Annotated in this window: 26 protein-coding genes; 12 read left to right on the forward strand and 14 right to left on the reverse strand. The window is 71.3% G+C overall.

All coding sequences use genetic code 11. The features are described from left to right. Positions 1–66 precede the first annotated feature (66 nt). From QNA09_RS07340 to QNA09_RS07360, 5 genes are all read left to right on the forward strand, one after another. Complete coding sequence (locus QNA09_RS07340; RefSeq protein WP_010595811.1) at positions 67–1,608, forward strand: carboxylesterase/lipase family protein; 1,542 nt, start codon at positions 67–69, stop codon at positions 1,606–1,608. 134 nt (positions 1,609–1,742) lie between these two features. Beyond that, entirely contained in the window at positions 1,743–2,477 is a 735-nt protein-coding gene (locus QNA09_RS07345; protein WP_064066354.1) for a FadR/GntR family transcriptional regulator, read from the forward strand. Continuing rightward, positions 2,474–3,145, forward strand: a complete 672-nt coding sequence (locus tag QNA09_RS07350; RefSeq protein WP_119699624.1) for a sterol desaturase family protein — start codon at positions 2,474–2,476, stop codon at positions 3,143–3,145. Before QNA09_RS07345 ends, QNA09_RS07350 begins: the two co-directional genes overlap by 4 nt. 123 nt (positions 3,146–3,268) lie before the next feature. Continuing rightward, positions 3,269–3,478, forward strand: a complete 210-nt coding sequence (locus QNA09_RS07355) for a DUF2945 domain-containing protein (RefSeq protein ID WP_010595814.1) — start codon at positions 3,269–3,271, stop codon at positions 3,476–3,478. Positions 3,479–3,499: 21 nt separating this feature from the next. Further along, entirely contained in the window at positions 3,500–3,778 is a 279-nt protein-coding gene (locus tag QNA09_RS07360) for an MGMT family protein (RefSeq protein WP_225222916.1), read from the forward strand. Positions 3,779–4,017: 239 nt separating this feature from the next. Here QNA09_RS07360 and QNA09_RS07365 read toward each other — a convergent pair whose 3' ends face one another. Continuing rightward, positions 4,018–4,668 (reverse strand): hypothetical protein, encoded by a 651-nt coding sequence (locus QNA09_RS07365; RefSeq protein WP_010595816.1) that lies wholly within the window; start codon positions 4,666–4,668, stop codon positions 4,018–4,020. 456 nt (positions 4,669–5,124) lie between these two features. Here QNA09_RS07365 and QNA09_RS07370 point away from each other — a divergent pair, with 456 nt between their 5' ends. Both QNA09_RS07370 and QNA09_RS07375 read left to right on the forward strand, forming a co-directional pair. Then, positions 5,125–6,255 carry a hypothetical protein gene (locus QNA09_RS07370; RefSeq protein ID WP_010595817.1) on the forward strand — a complete coding sequence of 377 codons (1,131 nt, stop codon included), beginning with the start codon at positions 5,125–5,127 and terminating at the stop codon, positions 6,253–6,255. Between the two features lie 18 nt (positions 6,256–6,273). Continuing rightward, positions 6,274–9,108 carry an FtsW/RodA/SpoVE family cell cycle protein gene (locus tag QNA09_RS07375; RefSeq protein ID WP_308072379.1) on the forward strand — a complete coding sequence of 945 codons (2,835 nt, stop codon included), beginning with the start codon at positions 6,274–6,276 and terminating at the stop codon, positions 9,106–9,108. On the opposite strand, the gene QNA09_RS07380 is transcribed toward QNA09_RS07375, so the two are convergent. The 3 genes from QNA09_RS07380 to QNA09_RS07390 form a co-directional block, all read right to left on the reverse strand. Beyond that, positions 9,109–10,098: a rod shape-determining protein gene (locus QNA09_RS07380; protein WP_308072382.1), complete on the reverse strand. Its 990-nt coding sequence runs from the start codon at positions 10,096–10,098 to the stop codon at positions 9,109–9,111. Between the two features lie 172 nt (positions 10,099–10,270). Next, a complete protein-coding gene (locus tag QNA09_RS07385; protein WP_010595821.1) occupies positions 10,271–10,549 on the reverse strand; it encodes a GNAT family N-acetyltransferase in 279 nt (92 codons plus the stop codon). A gap of 162 nt (positions 10,550–10,711) precedes the next feature. Beyond that, on the reverse strand, positions 10,712–11,233 hold the full coding sequence (locus QNA09_RS07390; protein WP_119699625.1) for a hypothetical protein: 522 nt from the start codon (positions 11,231–11,233) through the stop codon (positions 10,712–10,714). 128 nt (positions 11,234–11,361) lie between these two features. Here QNA09_RS07390 and QNA09_RS07395 point away from each other — a divergent pair, with 128 nt between their 5' ends. Further along, positions 11,362–11,679 (forward strand): hypothetical protein, encoded by a 318-nt coding sequence (locus tag QNA09_RS07395; protein ID WP_010595823.1) that lies wholly within the window; start codon positions 11,362–11,364, stop codon positions 11,677–11,679. Between the two features lie 22 nt (positions 11,680–11,701). Here QNA09_RS07395 and QNA09_RS07400 read toward each other — a convergent pair whose 3' ends face one another. The 6 genes from QNA09_RS07400 to QNA09_RS07425 are packed head-to-tail and all read right to left on the reverse strand — an operon-like array spanning position 11,702 to position 14,958. Continuing rightward, positions 11,702–12,325 carry a Type 1 glutamine amidotransferase-like domain-containing protein gene (locus tag QNA09_RS07400; RefSeq protein ID WP_040275862.1) on the reverse strand — a complete coding sequence of 208 codons (624 nt, stop codon included), beginning with the start codon at positions 12,323–12,325 and terminating at the stop codon, positions 11,702–11,704. Positions 12,326–12,336: 11 nt separating this feature from the next. Next, positions 12,337–13,209 carry a maleylpyruvate isomerase family mycothiol-dependent enzyme gene (locus tag QNA09_RS07405; RefSeq protein WP_119699626.1) on the reverse strand — a complete coding sequence of 291 codons (873 nt, stop codon included), beginning with the start codon at positions 13,207–13,209 and terminating at the stop codon, positions 12,337–12,339. Next, positions 13,206–13,646 carry an HIT family protein gene (locus QNA09_RS07410; RefSeq protein WP_017680384.1) on the reverse strand — a complete coding sequence of 147 codons (441 nt, stop codon included), beginning with the start codon at positions 13,644–13,646 and terminating at the stop codon, positions 13,206–13,208. The genes QNA09_RS07405 and QNA09_RS07410 overlap by 4 nt, the downstream gene beginning before the upstream one ends. Before the next feature lie 4 nt (positions 13,647–13,650). Further along, entirely contained in the window at positions 13,651–14,421 is a 771-nt protein-coding gene (locus tag QNA09_RS07415; protein WP_017680383.1) for an NAD-dependent deacylase, read from the reverse strand. Between the two features lie 4 nt (positions 14,422–14,425). After that, positions 14,426–14,596 (reverse strand): hypothetical protein, encoded by a 171-nt coding sequence (locus QNA09_RS07420; RefSeq protein ID WP_010595828.1) that lies wholly within the window; start codon positions 14,594–14,596, stop codon positions 14,426–14,428. Further along, entirely contained in the window at positions 14,593–14,958 is a 366-nt protein-coding gene (locus QNA09_RS07425; protein ID WP_017680382.1) for a DUF488 domain-containing protein, read from the reverse strand. The genes QNA09_RS07420 and QNA09_RS07425 overlap by 4 nt, the downstream gene beginning before the upstream one ends. Positions 14,959–15,217: 259 nt before the next feature. On the opposite strand from QNA09_RS07425, the gene QNA09_RS07430 reads away from it, so the two are divergent. From QNA09_RS07430 to QNA09_RS07445, 4 genes are all read left to right on the forward strand, one after another. After that, positions 15,218–16,330: a Re/Si-specific NAD(P)(+) transhydrogenase subunit alpha gene (locus tag QNA09_RS07430; RefSeq protein WP_102030811.1), complete on the forward strand. Its 1,113-nt coding sequence runs from the start codon at positions 15,218–15,220 to the stop codon at positions 16,328–16,330. After that, positions 16,331–16,678, forward strand: coding sequence for an NAD(P) transhydrogenase subunit alpha (locus QNA09_RS07435; protein WP_010595831.1), 348 nt, complete (start codon positions 16,331–16,333; stop codon positions 16,676–16,678). Further along, on the forward strand, positions 16,675–18,105 hold the full coding sequence (locus QNA09_RS07440; RefSeq protein ID WP_010595832.1) for an NAD(P)(+) transhydrogenase (Re/Si-specific) subunit beta: 1,431 nt from the start codon (positions 16,675–16,677) through the stop codon (positions 18,103–18,105). Before QNA09_RS07435 ends, QNA09_RS07440 begins: the two co-directional genes overlap by 4 nt. Positions 18,106–18,228: 123 nt before the next feature. Further along, a complete protein-coding gene (locus QNA09_RS07445) occupies positions 18,229–18,852 on the forward strand; it encodes an NADPH-dependent FMN reductase (protein WP_010595833.1) in 624 nt (207 codons plus the stop codon). Here QNA09_RS07445 and QNA09_RS07450 read toward each other — a convergent pair. The 4 genes from QNA09_RS07450 to pdhA all read right to left on the reverse strand — a co-directional run bounded on the left by QNA09_RS07450 (position 18,849) and on the right by pdhA (position 23,414). Next, the gene (locus QNA09_RS07450; RefSeq protein WP_244213250.1) at positions 18,849–19,955 is read right to left on the reverse strand and encodes an MFS transporter; all 1,107 of its coding nucleotides are present in this window, start codon (positions 19,953–19,955) and stop codon (positions 18,849–18,851) included. The genes QNA09_RS07445 and QNA09_RS07450 overlap by 4 nt on opposite strands. A 96-nt stretch (positions 19,956–20,051) precedes the next feature. Beyond that, entirely contained in the window at positions 20,052–21,320 is a 1,269-nt protein-coding gene (locus QNA09_RS07455; RefSeq protein WP_010595836.1) for a dihydrolipoamide acetyltransferase family protein, read from the reverse strand. Positions 21,321–21,330: 10 nt separating this feature from the next. Next, a complete protein-coding gene (locus tag QNA09_RS07460; RefSeq protein WP_010595837.1) occupies positions 21,331–22,314 on the reverse strand; it encodes an alpha-ketoacid dehydrogenase subunit beta in 984 nt (327 codons plus the stop codon). Continuing rightward, complete coding sequence (gene pdhA / locus QNA09_RS07465; RefSeq protein ID WP_010595838.1) at positions 22,311–23,414, reverse strand: pyruvate dehydrogenase (acetyl-transferring) E1 component subunit alpha; 1,104 nt, start codon at positions 23,412–23,414, stop codon at positions 22,311–22,313. Before pdhA ends, QNA09_RS07460 begins: the two co-directional genes overlap by 4 nt. Between the last annotated feature and the right edge of the window lie 25 nt (positions 23,415–23,439).

The following is a 23,439-nucleotide window of genomic DNA, read 5'->3' on the forward strand; positions in this document are numbered from 1 at the left end:
CGGGCTCCGCATGCAACCTGTCTGTTGTTGGTACCTTGGCCCGAGACCGTTCGTTCGGGAGGAACCGTGGACGCCGAGACGCTCATCGTCGGCTGCAAGTACGGCGACGTACGCGGCTACCGCGACGGCTCCGTCTACACGTGGAAGGGAGTCCCGTACGCCGCGCCGGCGTCCGGCGACCTCCGGTTCCGCGCCCCCGAACCGCCGGAGCCGTGGACCGACGTGCTCGACGCGCGGCGCTTCGGGCCCATCGCGCCGCAGGGACGCAACAACCCGATCCCCATCGATCCGGGGCTGACGATCGGTGAGGACTGCCTCTCGTTGAACATCTGGGCGCCGGAGCCGGACGGGGAGCCCCGGCCGGTGATGGTGTGGATCCACGGCGGCGCCTACGTCCTCGGTTACTCGGGTCAGCGGATCTACGACGGACGGTTGCTCGCCGAGCGCGGCGACGTCGTCGTGGTGACGGTCAACTACCGGCTCGGCGCGCTCGGGTTCCTCGACTTCTCGTCGTTCTCGACCGCCGGGACCACCTTCGAATCCAATGTGGGGCTGCGCGATCAGATCGCCGCGCTCGAGTGGGTCCGCGACTGCATCTCCGCGTTCGGAGGCGACCCCGACCGGGTCACCGTGTTCGGCGAGTCGTCGGGTGGCGGGTCGCTGACCACACTGATGACCGTGCCCCGCGCCGAGGGTTTGTTCCACCGGGCCATCGCGCAGAGCCCGCCGGCGACGTCGGCGTACGGGTCCGAGCGGGCTGCGCGGGTCGCCGAGCGGTACCTCGAGATCCTCGACCTCACCCCGGCGCGGGTGTGGGCGCTGCGGGACATGCCGCACGAGGCGCTGACCGATGCGGGGGACGTGCTCGTCGGCGAGATCCCCACGAAGTTCCCCGGCACGCTCGCGATGGCGCCCGTGGTCGATCGCGACCTGGTGCCGAAGTATCCGGTGGCGGCGTTCCAGAAGGGGCTCGCGCACCGGATCCCCCTGATCATCGGCTCCAACAAGGACGAGCCGTCGATCTTCCGCTTCATGAAGTCGCCGTTGATGCCGGTGAGCGACGCCTCCGTGCAGGCGATGCTCGACGCCCTCGCCGAGGACCACCCGGAGTTGCCGCCCGACCGCATCGCGGAGATCATCTCCGCGTACCCGGATGTCACGAAAACGTCCGGGGCGATGGCTCTTTCGCGGGACGCGGGGTTCCGGATGCCGGTGGTGTGGATCGCCGACGCGCACAGCGCCCACTCGCCGACGTGGGTGTACCGGTTCGACCATGCGACCCCGATGCTCAAGGCGGCACGGATCGGTGCCGGCCATGCCACCGAACTGCCCTACGTCTTCGGCAATTTCGGGACGCTCGATCGCGATCCCACGTTCTGGCTCGGCGGGCGCAAGGCTGCGACGACGATCTCGGGCCGGATCCAGCGTCGCTGGCTGGCCTTCGCGCACCACGGCGTGCCGGCCGCCCTGGACGGATCCCGGCACTGGGCGCCGTACGACACCGACAAGCGCATGACCCTCCTGATCGACAACACCGACACCCTCGTCCCGGACCCCGACAAGATACTGCGCGAGGTGTGGGGCGACCAGGTGATGGGCTTCAGCTGACCGCTCGGGGCGGCCGAATGTCACACCGCGTCGGTCTGACCGAAGCGGTGTGACATTCGGCCACTCCCGACGGTGGTGGGAACTGGTCTTACCACTTGACCTCTGTCCGGATGGGGGCTTACGGTCGGGTCGTGATGTTCGAGCCGATCGCCCGCAAGTCCGCCTCCGGCGAGGTGTACGACCAGATCGCCGCCCGGGTGCTCGGCGGCGACCTCGCCGCCGGGGCGTCGCTGCCGAGCGAACGCCACCTCGCCGAGGCGTTCGGAGTGTCGAGACCCGCTGTGCGAGAAGCCCTCTCTCGGCTCGCGCACGCCGGGCTGGTGGAGGTGCGCCAGGGGGAGGCGACCTCGGTGCGCGATTTCCGCACCCAGGCCGGGCCGGAACTGCTGCCGCGGCTGCTCGTGCGCGACGGTCGGCCCGACTGGGGTGTCGTCCGCAGCGTCCTCGAAGCCAGGCAACTCATCGGCCGTCAGGTCGCCCGCCTCGCGGCCACCCGCGCGACGGACGAGACGCAACCCCGATTGCGCGAGTCCGTGGCACGCCTCGCCGCGGGGGACGACCCCGTCACGCTGCAGGTCGCCGCCCTCGAATTCTGGGAACACGTCGTCGACGCCGCCGACTCCCTCGCGTTCCGGCTGATCTTCAACAGCCTGCGCAACGCGTACGAGCCGGCCATGACCGCGATGGCCGGGGTGCTGATCGTCGAGGTCGGGCGCGCCGACCTCTACGAACGGCTCGCCGACGCGATCGTCGCGCGCGACGAGGACGGCGCCGAGCACGCCGCCGGCGAACTGCTCGACCTGGGCACGTCGGCCCTGACCACCGCCATCGACCAGGCCGAACACGGAGAGGCGAGGAACCGGACATGAGCACGAATCGGACCGAGGGACGGGGCCGTCGCGCCTCGATCGGCCTGCGGGACGCCGCCGTCGAGTTCATGCGGCACCCGTCGCCGTGGATGATCGGCGGGTTGCTCGCTGCTGCGGTCGTCGCACGGATACTCGCCGGCGACTGGCAGGTCACCGACGCGCTGGTCCCGCTGGTCGCCCTGCTGGTGTTCCCGCTGGTGGAGTGGGTCATCCACGTCGGCATCCTGCACTGGCGGCCGCGCCGGATCGGTGGGCTGACGCTCGACTCGCTGCTGGCCCGCAAGCATCGCGAACACCACAGCGATCCGCGCGACGTGCCGCTGGTCTTCATCCCCTGGCAGACCCTGGCGTGGCTGCTGCCGGTGCTCGTCCTCGTCGCGTGGCTGGTCTTCCCCCGGCCCGGACTGGGACTGACATTCCTGGTGACGCTCGGTGTCCTGGGCCTGACCTACGAGTGGATGCACTACCTCATCCACACGGACTACCGCCCCGGCTCGCGGCCCTACCGCGCGGTGTGGCGCCATCACCGGCACCACCATTTCAAGAACGAGCACTACTGGTTCACCGTCACCACCGCCGGCACCGCCGACCGGATTCTCGGCACCGAGCCGGACCCGGCCACGGTCGAGACCTCGCCGACCGCCCGGAACCTGCACGCGACCCGGTGATCCGGTGCGCGAACCGCGCTCGCGGGGAGGTTGCCGGCGAGAGGCGGTGACCTTGTGATGCCGTCGCCGAAACCGTGCACCGGGTAGCATCCCCAGAACCAGCATCCAGACCAGGGAGGGGCTGTGGCGAGCGATTTCTCCGTCGGTGACCATGTCCGGTGGAACTCCGAAGCCGGATACGTCGAGGGCGTCATCGTCAAGAAGCACACCGAGGACGTGGAGTTCAAGGGACGTACTCGGCGGTGCAGTGAAAGTCACCCTCAGTACGAGATCAAGAGCGACAAGACCGAGCACATCGCGATGCACAAGGGCGATGCACTCACCAAGCTGTAGCGCACCCGAATATCGATGAGCATGATCGACGCTGTCCGTGAGGCAGTCCTCGCCATCCCTCCGGGCTCGGTGGCCTCCTACGGAGACATCGGCAGGAGAATCGGGGCAGGTCCACGGCAAGTGGGCCGAGCGATGGGCATGCTCGACGACAACATTCCCTGGTGGCGAGTCGTCTACGCCGACGGAACAACGGCCTCGTGTCACGGCGGTCGTGCGTGGGCACTGCTCCTCGAGGAGGGCACCCCCGTCTCGGGGAAGCGGGTAGACATGCGACGCGCTCGGCAGCGAGGGACGGCCTGACGATCGCCCCGACGCTGCCGGTCGGATGTCCGATTCCGGCCCCGCCTCGCGGCTGCAGCGAGCCGGGGTCACTGCTGCTCGGCGGTCTCGCGTCGGGTGCCTGTCGAGGCCGTGTGCCGGTGACTCGGCTCGGGAACGACGCGACGCTCCACGTCGTGCAGGCGCCGACAGTCCGGGCAGGCCACCCTTTCCCGGGTCGGTCGACCCGGCTTCGGTTCGTCCCGGCAGTGGCCGCACCCTCAGGCGCTTTCCGGCCGCGAGGGCATGCGCTGTGCCGTGACGGTCCCGGTGGAGCCGATGGCGGGGGCGAGCCGAAACAGTCCGGCCGCGGCGAGAAGATGCCACAGCGCGTGGCCCTGAAGGATACTGCTCGGCCGGCAGAGCGACGTCCGGTCGCCGAGGGTGCCCAGCACGGCACCGGACGCGAGGAGCAGTGCCGCGACGATCGTCGACCGCCGCAGGTCCGGACGGATGCGGGCGCGGTCGAGCGCGAGTCCGACTGCGACGACGGCCAGCAGCGCCTGCACGCCGGTGGAGACCGACGGCCCGGCGGCCACGACGGGAACCATCAGCAGCGGAACGACGCGCCACCACCACGGCGACAGCCGGGAGCCGAACCGGTCGGAGGCGGCGTCGACGGCGACGTAGGCGAGCAGTGTCGCAAGCGGGAGGTCGTGTGCGTACGCCTGCCACGGTGGGTTCGGTCCGTGCGCGACGAGGGATCCGGCGCCGACCGCGACGACGAGCAGGCCGTAGGTGACGCTCGCCGTGCCCCGGCGTGCGAGGACCGCGAGGCCGGCGACCACGAAGGCCAGGCTGCTGACGGTGGCCGCGGGCTGGCCGACGAGACCTGTGCCCCGATACAGCTCGCAGGCGTTCGCCAGCATCATGGTTCGAGGCTAGCCGCCGCGGGCCGGTCGCAGACGTGCGCAGTGGAACGGGGAATGGGATGCCGCCACCGGTCCGGGACGCGACGCGGTGCCCGTTTCGGGCGGGCTGCGCGGATCGGGAGCGAACGCGTGTGCCCGCCCGGCGGACGACCGGTCGGACATACAGCCCGCATGCAGTCGGTGGACGGGACCGACCGGGTCTCGGATGAGTAAACAGCATGTCCGCCAGCGCGAGTCGGAGTTGAATGGAGACCCCAGGGGTAGTGGAACTCGACAACGACCAATCCCAAGTCATGGTTCACCGTCGCCCGTCCCGGTTGAGACCTGTACGGGCGGCGCAGCGGTTCGGGGTGCACGATGAGCGAAGCGGTGACAGAGCTCCCGGGGAGAAGGCGTGAGCCTGTCGAGCCCCGATGGGACCCGTCCGTCCTCGGCGACGAGACTCGTGGCGACGGTGTGACGCTCCGGCGTCTTCTCGCGGTGGCCGCGCTGACCCGAGCGCAGACCGCACTGCTCGTCGACGATCTGATCTGCCGGGTCGAACGCCGTCAGCGCGGCGGTCCGAGCCGGCTGCGGGACGACGCCGTGACGGTGTCCGAGACCGGACGGCTCACGATCGCATGGAACGGGAGCGCGACGGACGGGCACGCAGCCGACGAGTCGGTGGCGAGGCTGCTCGGCAGCATCGTGACGAGCTGCCGCTGTCCGGAATGGGCCGACCGGGTGAGCGAATCGATCGGCGAAGCAACAGATCTCGAGGACCTGATGCACCGGGTTCGTCGCGTGGTCGCAGCCGACCGCGACCCGGCCGAGGAGTCCCGGGTGCGGAGCCAGCTCGCCGCGCTCGTCGCGGTGGTGGCGGGGCGCCGCGTTCCGGACGATCCGGTGGTGGCGCGGGCGGCTGCACCGCGGGGCCCGGGCAGCGGGGCCGGAACGTCCCTCGCACCGGCCGGCTGGTATCCACCGGCCGGCAGTGGGTGGCATCGCCGGCGGAGACGGCCGTCGCGACGGCAGGGGGTTCTCGGTCTCGTCGCACTCCTGATTCTCGTCGGGACGCTGTGGGCGGCACCGCGGGTGTGGGCGGAGCTGCGCCGCGGCTGGGATGCCGTCCTCAACCCGGTGGATACGGCGGAGCCGAACCGGATCGAGCCGGTCTCGCCTCCGCCGCCCGAACCCGTGGGCGGTCGAGACGAGCCGGCAGCAAGCGCAGGCACGACGGCCCCCGGACCGGTCCAGGTCGGTGCGCCGGCAAGCGCGGGACCGATCAGGCTGGTCACCGCCACCTTCGCCAACGGCGAGTGCGCGCCCGGACGCATGTGCGCCGTCCGCGTCGACGTACACCTCGACTCCGCGGCACGTGTCGGCACCGTGACCTGGGCGCTGAACGTCTACGACAGATGTTCCGGCGCGGTCGGCGCGAGCGCCGAGGTCTCGCTGGCCGCCCAGCCGGGCGATGAGGAGGTGTACGGAATCAGCTGGGCGGATCTGCCACCCGGTGGGGCGCTGGCTGTCGCCGCGGTGACCAGCGCCCCGGCAACAGCCGCCTCGGAGCCGCTGTCGGTGCCCGCCGAGAACGCGACCTGCTGAGGCGGCGGAGGAGGGGACATGGCCGAACGCCGGCGGGAATCCGATCCGTGGCTCGTAACCGCGGCCGTGGTCCTGGTCGTGCTCGGCCTGTTGAATCTGACCGCGATCGGGATGACGTCGCACGCCGTTCGGCACGCACTGTTCGCCGCGGCCGGTCTCGTCCTGATGCGCGTCGTCTCTCGCCTGCGGACGAGTGACCTGCGAGCATTCGGGTGGACGGTGCTCGCCGTGGCGACCGTGCTGTTGGCCGCGGTACCGCTCGCCGGGGTCGCGACGAAAGGCGCCCAGCGCTGGCTGGATTTCGGCGTGTTCACCGTCCAGCCCGCCGAACTCGCCAAACTCGCTGTCGTGCTGGTCCCGGCCGGCATATTGGCCGGTGGCTTCACCGTCGGCCGGTTCGTGGCAGCCCTGACGGCCACCGGCGTGCCGATCGCGCTCGTCGCGCTGCAACCGGACCTGTCGACTGCCCTGGTGCTCGTCGCGACGGTCATGGTCATGCTCATCCTGGCCCGGGTGCCGCTGCTGCCCCTGCTGCCGTTGTTCGCGGTGGGAGTCGCGTCGCTGCCGCTCGCCGTTCTCGTCCTCCGCCCCTATCAACTCGAACGCGTGCACGTGTTCCTGTCGAGCAACGTCGACCCGAGCGGGGCGGGGTGGGCCGCGCTCCAGGCGGACATCGCCATCGGCAGCGGCGGCTGGTGGGGTCTGGCGCGAGACCCCCTCTACGAGGTGAGAGCCGACTATCTCCCGGAATCGGAACACGATCTCGCCTTCGCGAGCGTCGTGTACGGATGGGGACTGTTCGCCGGCCTGGCAGTCGTGGTGGCCACCACGGTGATCGTATGGCGGGCCGTCCTCGCCGCCCGCACCGCCCGGACCCGTGAGGCGGCGCTGGTCGCGGCGGGGATCGGCGCGTCGTTCGGGATCCACGCCCTGGTATCGATCGGTGCGAGTCTGTCGCTGATCCCGCACACCGGCATGCCGATCCCCCTGTTCAGCTACGGGGGGACTGCCGCGGTCGTCGCATTCGTGGCAGTCGGACTGGTACTCGCGGTGCGCAGGGACGGCGTCGCGCGGCCGCTGTGGCGTCCGGACCCGCGACGGCACCGTCGACTGCGAGGGGTCTCGGCAGGGGCCGTCGGCCTGACAGCGTCGCTCGTCGCGATGTCGATGGTCACCTGGCAGCTGCAACACGTCCGCGGTGCGGAGCTGCGCACCGCGGGCGAGGCGCAGATGATGCGCTGTATCCGGCTGCCCGCCGAGCGCGGTCTCATCGTCGACCGCAACGGTGTGCCGCTCGCGCTGAACGCCGCGGAGTACGCCGTCGCCGTCCTGCCCGAGGTGTTCGACGAGCACGATGCGGACTCGCGCCCGCGACTCGCTGCGCTGATCGGCCTCTCCCCGGACGAACTGGCCGAGGTGATGGGTGGACGTGCCGAAGGGGATCCGCAGGTCCTCGTCGGCAGGGTCGCGCCCGAACAGGCTCGGCAGGTCGTGAATGCGCGACTTCCCGGGATCCTCGTCGCCCCGTCCGGCCGCAGGACGTACCCGCACGGCGCGACGCTCGCGTCGGTACTCGGCCATGTCGGGGTCGCCGACCAGCAGGACATGCAACGCTGGCCGCATCTCGCGCTCGGATCGCGGGTCGGCAAGGCCGGACTCGAGAAGCAGTACGACGCGTTGCTGCGCGGCAGCGACGGCAAGCAGTGCATGTACGTCGATCCGACGGGACGTCCGGTCGCCCCCGGCACGCGGGTGGACCCGATACGGGGACACGACCTGCGGTTGCACCTCGACATCGGTCTGCAGGACCTGGCGACCACTGCGTTGACCGAGGCCGTCCGCACCAGCGGAGGCGACCTGGGCGCCGCGATCGTGATGGACGCCCGCACCGGAGCGGTACGGGCGATGGCCAGCGTGCCCGGATTCGACAACAACGCCTACGGCCCGCCGGCCGACCTCGTCGCCCTCGCGGCGCAGGCTCAGTCGTCCGGACCGGGGGCGATGGTCAACCACGTCGCCCAGACCGCCGCACCGCCCGGGTCGACGTTCAAGATCGTCACCGCCGCCGCGAACGCCGAGAACCCGGTTCTGGCACCGGAGACCGTGATCGCCACGGGCGCGGCCTACACCTACGGCGGGCACACCTTCCGGAACTGGCAGCCGATGGGGCCGCACGACCTGCTGCAGGCGATCCAGTGGTCCGACAACGTCTACTTCTACCGCCTGGCCGAGCTCCTCGGTCCCGAGCGGATCGCCGCGGTCGCCGGGCAACTCGGCGTGGGGCAGCGATCGGGAATCGACCTGCCGGGCGAGGCCGAAGGTTTCCTCGGCACGCCGGAGTCGGTGGCACGGATCGGGGCCACCTGGTATCCGGGCTCCACCCTGCTGATGGGCATCGGCCAGGGCACCGTCAGCGCGACCCCGCTGCAGGTGGCGCGGTGGACGTCGGGCATCGCCACCGGTGCGATGGTCACCCCTCGGCTCGCGGCGGCGTACGGGTCCGAGGACAACATCCCGATTCCCACGGCGCAGCCGCGCCGGCTGCCCTTCGCCGACCGGCTCGACCCCGTTCGAGCGGGGATGCGGGCGTCGGCGTCGGCCGGTACGGCCGGGCAGCTGGCCGATCTGCCGGTGCAGGCGGGCGCCAAGACCGGCACGGCGGAGGATCCGTCGGCACCCGGGGAGGGTCTGAACGCCTGGTTCTCCGCGGTCGCGCCCCTGGACGCGCCCGAGATCGTGGTGTCGGTGCTGGTGCGCGGCGGCGGGTTCGGGTCGGCGACCGCCGGGCCGGTGGTCGAGAGACTCCTGCGGTGGTACTTCCCGTCACCGCCGGTCGTGGAGTCGAATCGGTGATCAGCTGCTGTACGCCGCCACCACCTCGGGGTGCTCCAAGCAGGCCTTGGCGCCTTCCGCGACGCAGGTGAGGGGACGCTCCGCGGTCTTCACCGGGAACCCGAAGGCCTCCTCGAGCAGCTGCGACAGACCGCGCAGCATCGCCCCGCCACCGATGGTGAGCAGCCCCTCCGACATCACGTCGCCGATCGCCTGGGCGGGCAGGTCCTCGAGGCAGTCGGTCAAGGTCTGCACGATTCCCGCCGTCGTGGGTCGCAACGCATCCACGATCTCCTCGGTCTCGAGCGTGACCAGCCGGGCGCGGCCGGTGACGGCATCGCGTCCCTCCACGACGAGGGCCTGCCCGTCGGGCGTTCCGGGGGTGGCCACCTTCGCCCGCTCGGCGGTGAGCTCGCCGACGACGATCTTGTGCTCCGCGCGCAGGTACTGGTACAGCGCGTTGGTCAGTTCGTCTCCGGCGAGTCGGCAACTGCGATGGGAGAGGATGCCGCCGAAACAGATCGCGGTGACTTCCGAAGTGCCGCCGCCGATGTCCACGACGAGGTGGGCACGTGCCTCGAGCGGGTTGATGCCGCAGCCGAGGGCGCCGGCGACCGGCTCCGGCACCAGACCGACCTTCCGAAGGCCGGCCTCGTGTCCGACCTCGAGCACCGCGCGACGCTCGAGGGGCGTGGCCCCTGCGGGAACCGAGATCACACCCTTCGGTCGCAGACCGTAGGACCGGTGCGGGGCAACCCGTTTGACGACGGCCGTGACGAAGGTGCGGGCCGACTCCAGATCCACGATCACGCCGTCGCGCATCGGGCGAACCGGGGTGATGCCGACGGGGGTGCGACCGACCAGATCACGCGCATCCTGACCGATCGCGAGTGCGCGATGCGGGTCCTCCGTGCGAACCAGCAGGAACGACGGCTCGTTGAAGACGACGCCGTCTTCGGGGGTGGCGACGACTGTGTTGGCAGTGCCGAGATCGATTCCGAGTCCACCCATGTCGGCCTCCGAAGGGTTCGAACCGAGACCGTCTCGATGTTACGCAGCACTGGCTCCGCGGGGGCGGATATGGCGTGTCACCGACGAGGACGTCCGTTCGTCGCCGACCGTGCCCGTGCCCGAGCCCGAGCCCGACGCCGCCGGGAACCCGCGTCCCGGGATCCGCTGCGGGTCAGTTGCGGTATTCGGGGTTCGCGTCGAGGAACTTCGCGACGTACCAGCACGAGGCCGCGATCTTCAGACCCTCCGAGCGGGTCGTGTCGAGAGCGTGGCGGACCACCTCGGCGGCGAGTCCGTGGCCGCGGAACTGGGGCTGGGTGACGGTGTGGTCGAAGTCGCGCACCCCGTCCGAGTCGGTGTAGTCGGCGAACGCGGCGAGGGTGTCCCCGGTGTACAACGCGAACCTGGACTGGCCGGGGTGATGTTCGATGCGGTGCTCGTCGTTGGTCACACCATCGACCCTACCGGCCTGCACGCGGGCAGTGGGATCTGCCCGAGCCGGTAATGGGCCCGGGGTGGGATGCGATGTTCTGGTTGTGGACCTGTGTCGCGGGCGGGCCGGTACGAGTGGTGACGTGGTGGTGACGCGATGCAGGCGACGGCGGCGACGGGGTCAGGCGGGGACCTGGCCGGCGGGGGGGTGGGCCGCGCGGACGGCGTCGACGAACGCGGACTTGCGCGCCAGGTAGCGGTCGCGGAACTCGTCGAGATCGTCGGTCCCGTCGCTCGAGACGGCGGTGAGGTAGCCGAAGAGGGCGACCGCGGCGGTGAGCACCGGCTCGGGGGCGGACAGCCGCATCTCGTTGACGATCGCGTCGAGGTCGACGATGCCGCGGGCGACGGAACGCAGGTGCAGGTCGTCGGACTGCAGGGCTTCGGCGAGGTCGGCCTCGGCGAGGGCCGAGTGATCCGCCTCGAACAGATGGTTGTAGACACTGTCGGCGGCGTGCAGGAAGCGGACCTGCAAGGCGCGATCGGCCGCCCGCAGGGGCGCGGCGACGGTGGCGGCCCGCCGCGACGGTCGCGCGCCGATCCGGGTGGCGAAGACGCCGAGCAGGACGCCGGCCGCGAGTCCCACCGGTACGGCCCACCAGGGCGCCGCACCGCTCGTGAGCAGGTCGGTCAGTGTCTCCACCGTAGGAATGCTAACAGCGGAAGTCACATCAGTCGCACCAGTCACTCTGTTACCGAATCGTGCCGCCGGTGCGATCGGGTGGTTGTGGCAGGTCACTAACGTCAACGGTCGTTCGAAGGAGGTGCCGTATGACTGCATCCGTGCTGTCGGACGCACGACTCGTCCGCGCCCTGTCCGACGAATTCCTCTCGCGGCGGGTCGATTACCAGGCTCTGGAGAGCCTTCACCACGGGAACGTGGCGGACTGGGCCGCGGCGGCGAGCCGGGTCGCGGCGCTGTCGGACGAGGAGGAACGGCAACTCGTGCTGCGCTGGCGGGACAATCCCCGGGAACTGCTCGACATCCTGCTCGCCCGCGCCGACGAGGTCACCGCCCGCCGGTGCCGCACGGCCTGGGTCTCCCTCGACCGGTTCGCGCCGTTCGTCCACGCGAGCAGCGGCCCGTGAGCGACCGCGCCGGTACGCCCACTCACGCCTCGTCCACGACGATCACCTCGTCGTCGTCGAGTGCCCGGAACGGCAGCCGCTGCTGCGCGAGATATTCCAGCGTCCGTGCGACGCCCGCGTCGGCCAGGGCCGAGTCCCCGGCGTGCGGGACGATCGCGTAGTCCACCCACCCCAGACCGTCCCAGCGGGCCGGAACCCCGCAGACGACGTCCGCCTCGCCGGGGTCGTCGGAGAATTCGAGACCGCGCAGGGACGGCGTCACCAGGCAGGCCCCCGCGCTGTACCCCGCGTAGGCCGTCCGGCCGGAACGGACCAGGTCCGTGAGGATCTCGTCCCCGCCGCACAGGGCGAGCCGCGTGCGCAGCACGAACGTGTTGCCGCCGCGCACCCACAGCGCCCCGAACCGCGACAGCGCGGCTCGCAGCGACTCGGGCGAGCCGACGTGGTCCCGCAGGTCCACCTCGGCGGGTTCGTATCCCAGTGCGCGCAACGGCGCCAGCTCGCTCGCCACCGCCGAGTCGCGGGCCCGGGGAGGCCACGCGTCGGCCGCGTTGGCGATCACCGCGATCGGGCATGGGCCTCGGGTGACCCCGAGCAGCAACCCGGGGTCCGCGCCGAACCGGTAGGACGACAGGAACAGCCGCACGGAGCTGCCGCTCAGATCACGAAGGCGAGGTTGTCCACGATCCGCCGGCCGACCGTCGTGTCGCCGCCGAGGGTGATCTCGTCGAGGCGTTCGAACGCGTGCACACGGCCGCCGGCGAGCCGCACGAACAGGCGCGAATCCATCGCGACGGTGCTCGTCGCCGGACCGGACAGGGCCGGCACGACCGCGGCCCGGCCGTCCACCTCGACGTGAACGGTGCGGGCGAGCGGGCCGCTCAGCTCGAACGTGATCCGTGACCCGGCGGGAGCCTTGCCGAGCTTGCCGACAGCGAATGCGAGGGCCCCGAAGATCTCCGCGGACGCGAGTTCGGCGCGCGCGCCGCCCTCGTCGCCGGGGACGCCGAGCGCGTCTCGGAGGTCGAGTTCGTGCATCCAGCAGTCGAAGATGCGGATCCGCATGAACCGGCCGTAGGTCGCCTGGCCGACCGGGGTCGTCGCCGGTGCCTCGAAGTCCGCCTGGGTCATGGCCGCGAGCTGCTCCCGGCGACGGGCGACGATCTCCCAGTAGCGGGCCAGGACCTCGTCGCCCGGCGTGCCGCGCAGGGACTCGATCCAGCGTTCGTTGAAGGCGCCGATCTCGTTGCGGACGTGGCCGAGGGCGTGCACGTCGATCGCGACGTGCGGCGTCTCGACGCCGGCGAGCATCGACTCGGTTCCGATCAGGTGCGCCGTGATGTCCTTGACGGTCCAGCCGGGCAGGGAGGTGGGCGTGTACCAGGTGTCCCCATGGACGTCGGCGAGCAGCCCGTCGATGGCGTCGAACTGCTCGAGGAGCAGCGTGCGGATCGGTTCGACCGGGAACTCCGGCGTCTCCTTCGTATCCGGCGCAGTGCTTCCGGGAGCCGGGGTGTTTCCGTGTGTCACAGTGCGTCCTCCGCTTCGAGACGGGCCAGACCGGCGCGGATCGCCGCGCCGGTGGCCTCCGGGTCGTGGGGTCGGCGCCGCAGCAGTCCTGCCGCAAGGCGCAGCTTGTCGCCGCGCCGTCGCGGCAGCACGTGCAGATGCGCGTGGAAGACGGTCTGGAAGGCGGACCGACCGTCGTTGAACACCAGGTTGGCACCGTCCGCGGCGAGGTCCGAGCGTTGCATGCCGCGGGCGATGCGCTGCCCGGCGCGGAACAATGCGGCGCCGTGCCCGGGATCGAGATCGTCGAGCCGGGGTGCGTGAACCCGCGGCACCACCAGGGTGTGGCCCCGGGCGATGGGCCGGATGTCGAGGAAGGCCAGCACGTCGTCGTCCTCGTACACGCGCACTGCCGGGCCGTCGCCGCGGACTATGGCGCAGAACACGCAGGAGTTCACCCGCTCACTGTAGGCGGGGCGTCCGATCGGCGGCGACTGCGGCGACGAGTTGCGGCAGGCCCACTGCCGCGGTGGTGCGCCAGACCTCGTCCATCTGATCGGACAGGCCGGTCTCCTCGGGGTTGACCTCCACGACGGGGATGCCGTGCCGGCGAGCCAGCGAGGGCAGGCCGGCCGCGGGGTACACGATCCCCGACGTGCCCACCACGAACACCAGGTCGGCGGCGAGGACGGACGCGGTGGCGGCCTCCCAGGGGCCGGTCGGCAGCGGCTCGCCGAACCACACGACGCCGGGCCGCACGTCGCCGCCGCACGCGCCGCAGTCCGGTGGGTCGAGGCGGGCGACCGGCTCGGTGGGGGCCTCCGGGGGATCGGCGGGCGTGCCGCAGTCGGCACACCGCGGCGAGAACAGGCTGCCGTGCAGGTGCGAGAGCACGGGACTGCCGGCGCGCTCGTGCAGGTCGTCGACGTTCTGGGTGACGATCGACAGTTCCACGGCCTGTCCCCAGTCGGCCAGCGCCCGATGGCCGTCGTTCGGCTGCACTCGCCGGACCAGGGCCACGCGCCACTGGTACCAGGCCCACACGGACGCGCGGTCGCGCTCCCATGCCTCGGGGGTCGCCAGGTCGGCCGGGTCGAAGTGTTCCCACAGACCGGTCTGTGCGTCGCGGAACGTGGGCACGCCGCTCTCGGCGGACATCCCGGCGCCCGTGAGCACGGCGATCCGTCGTGCACGCCGGGCCAGACGGAGGATCCGCGGAGGGGGAATGGTCATCGGTTCAGGGTAGGGGGCCGGGACCGGACTCGTCGGTCCCCTTCTCGTCGTGGAGGAGGACGGCGCCGCAGCGCGGGCACGGGGCCTCCGGTTCCTCGAGGAAGAAACCGCAGTCGGGACAGACGCGATGCATCCAGCAGACGGGGTCGCCGCCGGCGTCCGGCACATCGTTCATCGCGCACCCCGCATCCGTTCCGCGAGGACGGCGGCGCCGCTGTGCTCGACGTCCCGGGTCGCGGTGAGCAGGACGATCGACCGGCCGTCGGCCAGGGCGTCGACGCGCGCCAGCGCGGCCCGCGCGTCCGGGCCGTCCAATTCGGTCAGGTACCGGTCGCGGAACTCGGCGAACTGCGACGCGTCGTGCGAGTACCACTTGCGCAGTCCGGTCGACGGCGCCAGGTCCTTGGCCCAGTCGTCGTGGTGGAACGCGTCCTTGCGCAGGCCGCGCGGCCACAGCCGGTCGACGAACACCCGGAACGCCTCCTCGTCGCCCGGATGGTCGTAGACGCGCTCGACGACGACACTGCGACGTGCCATGGACTCGTGCCTCCTCCCTCACGGCCGATACGGCAGAATTGTGAAGTGAACTACCTCACATTCTGGCACCGACTCACTGTTCGGACTCGATTCAGACGAAACCGAACGGTTGCGCCCCCGACCTGGGCGCGGTACGTCTGACTGGGCTCATCGCCCATAGTGCACGGCCCGAGTCGGCCGCTCGTCGCACATGACCCGCCGCTCATCGCGGTGAGGTGCCGATTCAACGCAGGAGTCGAAAACTTTGGAAACCGAGGATATGGGTACGGGACGTGCGGTGACAGCGCGACCCACCGTCGGCGTCGTTCGGGAAACCAACGACGGCGAGCGGCGGGTCGCGCTGGTGCCGATGATCGTGCCGTCGTTGATCAAGAAAGGGCTCGACGTGGTCGTCGAGTCCGGGGCCGGGCTCGGTGCGCTGATCCCGGACGAGGCCTACGCCGAGGCCGGGGCGCGGATCGGGGATGCCTGGTCGGCGGACGTGGTGCTCAAGGTGGCGCCGCCGTCGGACGCGGAGGTCGCGCGGATGCGGTCGGGGCAGACCCTGATCGGGTTCCTCGCCCCCCGTAACGCCGAGAACCAGATCGGGGCGCTCACCGCGGCCGGGGTGCAGGCGTTCGCCGTCGAGTCGATCCCGCGGATCTCCCGCGCGCAGGTGATGGATGCGCTGTCGTCGCAGGCGAACGTCGCCGGGTACAAGGCGGTGCTGGTCGCCGCGTCGGAGTCCACCCGGTTCTTCCCGATGCTCACCACCGCGGCGGGCACGGTCAAGCCGGCGACGGTGCTGGTGCTCGGTGTCGGGGTGGCCGGGCTGCAGGCGCTGGCCACGGCCAAGCGCCTCGGTGGGCGCACCACCGGGTACGACGTGCGTCCGGAGGTGGCCGACCAGGTCCGCTCGGTCGGGGCGCAGTGGCTCGATCTCGGGATCGACGCGGCCGGGGAGGGCGGGTACGCCCGCGAGCTCACCGAGGACGAACGCGCGCAGCAGCAGGCGGCGCTCGAGGAGGCCATCAAGGGCTTCGACGTGGTGATCACCACCGCGCTGGTGCCGGGCCGGCCCGCACCGCGGCTGGTGACCGCCGCCGCCGTGGAGGGCATGAAGCCCGGTTCGGTGGTGGTGGATCTGGCCGGGGAGACCGGCGGCAACTGCGAGCTGACCGAACCGGGGCAGACCGTGGTCAAGCACGCGGTGACGATCTGCTCGCCGCTGAACCTGCCCGCGACCATGCCCGAGCACGCCTCGCAGCTGTATTCGAAGAACGTCGTGGCCCTGCTCGAGCTGATGCTCGACGAGAACGGCGGGCTCGCCCCGGACTTCTCCGACGAGATCCTCGCCGGCGCGTGCGTGACCCGCTCGAAGGAGAACGTCTAGATGTATACGGAACTGTTGGCGAACATCGCGATCCTGGTGCTGGCCGGGTTCGTGGGCTTCGCCGTGATTTCGAAGGTGCCCAACACGCTGCACACCCCGCTGATGTCGGGCACCAACGCCATCCACGGCATCGTGGTGCTCGGTGCGCTGGTGGTCTTCGGCCACCTGCCCGCCGGCGCGCCGTGGAGCATCAAGGTCATCCTGTTCGTGGCGCTGGTGTTCGGCACGCTCAACGTCGTCGGCGGCTTCGTCGTCACCGACCGCATGCTGGGCATGTTCAAACCCAAGAAGCCAGTGACACCGCAGACCGCGCCTGCGGTGGCGGAGAAGGGAGCCGACGCGAAATGAGCTACCTCGTCTCCGTCCTGTACATCGTCGCGTTCGCGATGTTCATCTACGGTCTGATGGGCCTGACCGGCCCGAAGACCGCGGTGCGCGGCAACTACATCGCCGCGGCCGGCATGTTCGTCGCGGTCGTCGCCGTGCTGATCGACATCCGCGAGACCGACAACTGGCTGTGGATCGTCGCCGGCCTGGCCGTGGGTGTGGTCCTGGGTGTGCCGCCGGCGCTGCGCACCAAGATGACCGCGATGCCGCAGCTGGTGGCGCTGTTCAACGGTGTCGGTGGCGGCACCGTCGCGCTGATCGCGTGGGCGGAGTTCCTCGACTCGGACGGGTTCACCACCCTCGCCGAGGAGCCCACGGTGCACGTGGTGGTCGGCTCGCTGTTCGCCGCGATCGTCGGCTCGGTCTCGTTCTGGGGTTCGCTGGTGGCGTTCGCCAAGCTGCAGGAGCTGCTGAACAAGAACCTCGAACGCCGCCTCGTCGGCGCGGCCAAGGCCTTCCAGCTGGCCAACATCGTGCTCGCGCTGGCCTCGATCGCGATCGCCGTGTACATCGGTCTCGCGGCCGATCCGGCCAACGATCCCACCTCGGCGCTGTGGATCGTGGCGCTGCTGGTCGTGGCCGGGCTGATGGGCCTGTTCGTGGTGCTGCCGATCGGCGGCGCCGACATGCCGGTGGTGATCTCGCTGCTCAACGCCCTGACCGGTCTGTCCGCGGCGGCCGCGGGTCTGGCGCTGAACAACCAGGCGATGATCGTCGCCGGCATGATCGTCGGCGCGTCGGGTTCGATCCTGACCAACCTGATGGCCAAGGCGATGAACCGGTCGATCCCGGCGATCGTGTTCGGCTCCTTCGGCGGCGACGGCGGCGCCGGCGCCGGCCCGGCCGGGGCGGGCGGCACCGTCAAGGCCACCTCCGCCTCGGACGCGGCGATCCAGATGGCCTACGCCAACCAGGTCATCGTGGTGCCCGGCTACGGCCTGGCCGTGGCGCAGGCGCAGCACGCGGTCAAGGAGATGGCGGCAATGCTCGAGGACAAGGGGGTGGAGGTCAAGTACGCCATCCACCCGGTCGCCGGCCGGATGCCCGGGCACATGAACGTCCTGCTCGCCGAGGCCGAGGTGCCCTACGAGGCGCTCAAGGAGATGGACGACATCAACGGCGAGTTCTCCCGCACCGACGTCACCATCGTCATCGGTGCCAACGACGTCACCAACCCCGCCGCCCGGCAGGATTCGTCCAGCCCGATCTACGGCATGCCCATCCTCAACGTCGACCAGTCCAAGTCGGTCATCGTGCTCAAGCGCTCGATGTCCTCCGGCTACGCCGGCATCGACAACCCGCTGTTCACCGCCGACCAGACCTCCATGCTGTTCGGCGACGCGAAGAAGATGGTCTCCGAGGTCACCGAGGAACTCAAGGCGCTGTAAGCAGTTCGGCGCGCCCGGGGCGTCCGCACGGAACACCGTGCGGACGCCCCGTTCGTGTGCGACCGTCGAAGGCGGCAGGCGGGCCGCGCCCGGCCCGTCGCACCGACGGAAAGGACGCGTCCCGTGACCGAGCACCCCGCGACCGAGCCTTCGGGGACCGAGCAGCCCCGGACCGGCACCGACAGGACCTACAAGGTCGGCTATTTCGTCGGCAGCCTGTCGTCCACCTCGATCAACCGGATCCTGGCGAAGACACTGATCCGGCTCGCGCCGTCCGATCTCGACTTCGTCGAGATCCCCATCCGGGACCTGCCGCTCTACAGCCCCGACTACGACGCGAACTACCCGCCCGAGGGGGCGGCGCTCAAGGACGCGATCGGCGCCGTCGATGCGGTGCTGTTCGTCTCACCCGAGTACAACCGGTCGATTCCCGGCGCCTTGAAGAACGCCATCGACTGGGCGTCGCGGCCGTGGGGGCAGAACTCGTTCGATCACATCCCGGCGGCCGTGATCGGCGCGTCCATCGGCGCGATCGGCACCGCCGTCGGGCAGCAGAGCCTGCGCGCCGTGCTGAGCTTCTGCAACGCCCGGCAGATGACGTCGCCGGAGGCGTACATCCACTACACGCCCGAGGTCTTCGGCGACGACGGCAGCGTGCACAACGCCGGCACCGAGGACTTCCTCCGCAACTACATGCGCGAGTTCCGCGACCACGTCGTGCGGGTGCTGACCGTGCTGCCGCGTTAGCCGACCGATTCGTCCACCCGCTCGAGCGCGCGCCGGCTCCGCGCACCGACGGAGCCGGCGAGGGCGGCGGCGGCGAGCACGCACGCCAGCGGCACCGTCATCGCCACGGTGAGCGAGGTCGCCTCCGACAGCCAGCCGATGGTGGCGGGGCCCGCCAGGAACCCGATGTATCCCATGCCGACGACGCGGGACATGTTGCGGCCCGGGGCGCGGGCATCGATGTTCCCGGCGGCGCTGAAGATCTGCGGGACGGCCCCGGACAGGCCCAGCCCGAACAACGCCCACCCGGCGAGCGTCACCGGCAGCCACGGGGAGGCGATGACGGTGCCCATCCCGGCCCCCGCCAGCAGCGTGCCGTACCGGACGACGGCGACGGCACCGACGCGGGCGCTGACCCGGTCCGCGACGAAGCGCCCGAGCGTCATCGTCGCGGAGAACGCCCCGAAGGCCAACGCCGCGACCGCGTCCGGGCTGCCCAGCTGTTCCTTGACCTGCAGGGCACTCCAGTCGTTGGCGACGCCCTCGCTGAGCATCAGCATGAACGCGAGCCCGCCGAGCAGCAGCACCCGCCGCGAGTATCCGCCGCGCGGGCCGGACCCGTGCCGGTGCTCGACCCGCGGCACCCGCACGAGGTGCGGCGCCGCGACCACGACGACGAGCATGCCGACGAGGCCGGCCCCGCCCAGGGCCACCGCCGGGGCGAGCCCGGCCGCCAGGGTGCCCGCCCCCACCAGCGACCCGGCCACCCCGCCCACCGAGAACAGCCCGTGGAACGCGGCCATGATCGGCCGCCGGTAGCGTTGCTCGACCGCGACGGCCTGCGAGTTCATCGACACGTCCAGCGCGCCGTTGGCGAACCCGAACACCGCGAGCGCGGCACCCAGCTGCCAGGCCGCGCCGGCCAGACCGGGGCCCACGGTCGCCGCCGCCAGCAGCACTGCCGCGGTGACGGTGGTGCGGTCGCTGCCGAACCGGTCGGCGAGCGGACCGGTGGCCTGCATCCCCGCGATCGCGCCCGCCGCGAGGACCAGCAGCAGGGAACCGAGCGTGGCGTGGTCGATGCCGACGCGCTGCTCGATCGCGGGGATGTGCACCACCCACATCGCGAGCAGGAACCCGTTGACGCCGAAGGTCGCGAACACGGCCGCGCGGGCACGGCGAAGATCGTGAGCGCTCACATGTCCCGACGCTACCGGCCCTCAGATGCCGGCGAGCAGTTCCGGCACCGGGTCGGTGAGGATCGCGCCGATCTCGGCCAGCGCCCGCGCGGCCTGCTCACCGTCGACGAGCCGATGGTCGAACGACAGCGACAGCGTCGTGACCTGCCGGACGGCGAGCTCGCCGTCCACCACCCACGGACGCGGGCCGATCGCACCGAGCGCGAGGATGGCGGTCTCCCCGGGATTGAGGATGGGGGTGCCGGTGTCGACCCCGAACACGCCCACGTTGGTGATCGACACCGTGCCGCCGGTCAGCTCCGCCGGGGTGGCCCGGCCCGAGCGGGCCGTCTCCGCCGCCCGGGCGACGGCGTCGGCGAGGTCCGGCAGCGACAGGCGGTCGGCGTCGTGGATCACCGGCACCATCAGTCCCGCGTCGGTGGCGGTCGCGATGCCCAGGTTGACGTAGTGACGGGTGACGATCTCCTGGTGCTCCTCGTCCCACGCCGCGTTGAGGACCGGTTGGTGCGCGAGCACCCGCAGCAGCGCCTTGGCCACCACGGTGAGCGGCGTGGGATGCCGCCCCTCGAAGGCCGCCGCGCCGCGGAGCCGGGAGACGAGCTCGACCGTCGCCGTGACGTCGCAGGTGAGGAACACGGTGACGTGCGGGGCGGTGAAGGCACTGCGCGCCACTGCGGCGGCGGTGCGTCTGCGGATCCCGTGGATCGGGGTGCGGGTCTCGCGCGGCGGTCCGGCTTCCGGCGGCTGCGTGTCGCGGGCCTCCGCGGCCCGGCGCACGTCGGGCACGGTGATCACCCCGCCCGCACCGGTGCCGGTCACCCCGGTGAGATCCACGCCGAGCTCCCGGGCCTCGCGGCGGGCGGACGGCTTGGCGTCCGGCCGGTGCCGCGCCCCGGCCGGCGCCTGCGGGGACGGCGCCGCCGCGGCGCGTGCCGCGCGCCTGCTCGCCGGGGCCGCGCCCGGACCGTAGCCGACGAGCACCTGCACGGGTCCGCCGCCGTCGCCCGCGCCGGGGAGAGTGAACCGGATCAGCGGATTCCCCACGGGCACGCTGTCGCCGGGTTCGGCGAGCAGTTCGGCGACCGTCCCGGCGTACGGGGACGGCAGTTCCACGGTCGCCTTGGCGGTCTCGACCTCCGCGATCACCTGGTTGAGCTCGACCCGGTCCCCGACGGCCACGGTCCACGACACCAGTTCCGCCTCGGTCAGGCCCTCACCGAGGTCCGGCAGCCGGAACACCTCGCTGTGCCCGCCCGCCACGTCGCCGCGCTCGCTCACGCTCTGCTCCATGTCCCGGTCCTCACGCCGCGAGGCTGCGGTCGACGGCGTCGAGGATGCGGTCCGGGTCGGGCAGGTGGTGCGCCTCGAGTTTCGCCGGGGGATAGGGGATGTCGAATCCGCCGACCCGCAGCACCGGCGCCTCGAGCTGGTAGAAGCAGCGTTCCGAGAGGCGGGCGGCGATCTCGGCGCCGATGCCGCAGAACAGCGGTGCCTCCTGCACCACGACCAGGCGTCCGGTGCGCCGCACCGACGCCTCGACGGTGTCGAAGTCGACGGGCGAGACGGACCGCAGATCGATCACCTCCACGGAATGCCCCTCGGTCTCGGCGATCTGCGCGGCCTGCAGGGCGGTCGCGACCATCGAGCCGAACGTCACGACGGTGACGTCCGTGCCCGCGCGGGTGACGCGGGCCCGGTCCAGCGGCAGCTCCGGCTCCGCGTCGAGATCGACCTCGGCGCGGTCCCAGTACCGGCGCTTGGGCTCGAGGAAGATCACCGGATCGTCGAGGGCGACGGCCTGCTGGATCATCGCGTAGGCGTCGGCCGGGTTGCTCGGGCTGACCACCCGCAGTCCGGCGGTGTGCGCGAAGTACGCCTCGGGTGACTCGGAATGGTGTTCGACCGCCCCGATCCCGCCGCCGTAGGGGATGCGGATGGTCAGCGGTGCGGTGACCCGCCCGGCGGTGCGGTAGTGGATCTTGGCGACCTGCGAGACGATCTGGTCGAACGCGGGGTAGACGAAGCCGTCGAACTGGATCTCGCACACCGGTCGGTAGCCGCGCAGCGCCATGCCGAAAGCCGTTCCCACGATCCCGGATTCGGCGAGGGGGGTGTCGATGACGCGGTTGTCGCCGAAGTCCTTCTGCAACGTGTCGGTGACGCGGAAGACTCCGCCGAGCCGGCCGACGTCCTCTCCCATGATCACCACCTTGCGGTCGTGTTCGAGGGCCCGGCGCAGTCCGGCGCCGAGGGCGGCGCCGAGGGCCAGGGTGGTGGTGGTCATGACAGCGCCTCCTCGTGGGTCGCGTTCTCGAAACCGGCGAGGTAGTCGCGGTAGCGGGTGCGTTCCTCGGCGATCGCCGGGTGGTCGGTGGCGTAGACGTGGTCGAACATGCTCAGCGGCTCCGGATCCCGGGCGCCGAGGGTGCCGGCGCGCAACCGGGCCGCGGCCTCGTCCGCGGTGGCGCCGACCTCGTCGAAGAACCCGGCATCGGCGTGGCCCTCGCGCTCGAGCAGCCGGTGGAGCCGGTCGATCGGATCCCGCATCCGCCACAGTTCGGCCTCGGCCGGGGTGCGGTAGCGGGTGGGGTCGTCGGAGGTGGTGTGCGGGCCCATCCGGTAGGTGACGGCCTCGACGAACGACGGGCCGCTGCCCTCCCGTGCGTGCCGGGTGGCCTGGCGGGTGACGGCCAGCACCGCGAGCGCGTCGTTGCCGTCGACCTGCACGGCCGGCATTCCGTACCCGGCGGCGCGCTGCGCGATCGGGACGGGACTGTGCGAGTGGACCGGGTTGCTGATCGCCCAGTGGTTGTTCTGGCAGAAGAAGACCACGCCCACCCCCCATGCGACGGCGAAGCCGAGCGCCTCGGCGATGTCGCCCTGACTCGTCGCGCCGTCGCCGAAGTAGACGACGGTGGCGATCTCGGCGCCGTCGAAGTGGGCGCCCATCGCGTAGCCGGTGGCGTGCAGCCCCTGGGAGCCGACGACGATCGCGGGGTTGGTCATGTTCACGGCGGCCGGGTCCCAGCCGGAGTGGGCGCAGCCCCGCCACAACCGGGTCATGTCGGCGGGGTCGACGCCGCGGCACCAGGCCACGCCGTGCTCGCGGTAGCTGGTGAAGACGTAGTCGTCGCGGTGCAGGGCGTGCGCGGAGCCGACCTGAGCGGCCTCCTGGCCGAGCAGTGGTGCCCACAGTCCGAGTTCGCCCTGCCGTTGCAGCGCGGTGGCCTCGGCGTCGAGGCGGCGGACGACGACCATGTCGCGGTACAGGGCCCGGAGTTCGTCGGGTCCGACGTCGGCGACGAGCGCGGAGTACTCGGGATTGTGGACCCGTCGACCGTCGGGCTGGATCAGCTGGATCGGGTAGGCAATCTTGTCGACCACCGTGCACCACCTCGCTATGGCGGGA

The organism is Rhodococcus sp. AH-ZY2, from assembly GCF_030916465.1.
Classification (GTDB): domain Bacteria; phylum Actinomycetota; class Actinomycetes; order Mycobacteriales; family Mycobacteriaceae; genus Rhodococcus; species Rhodococcus ruber.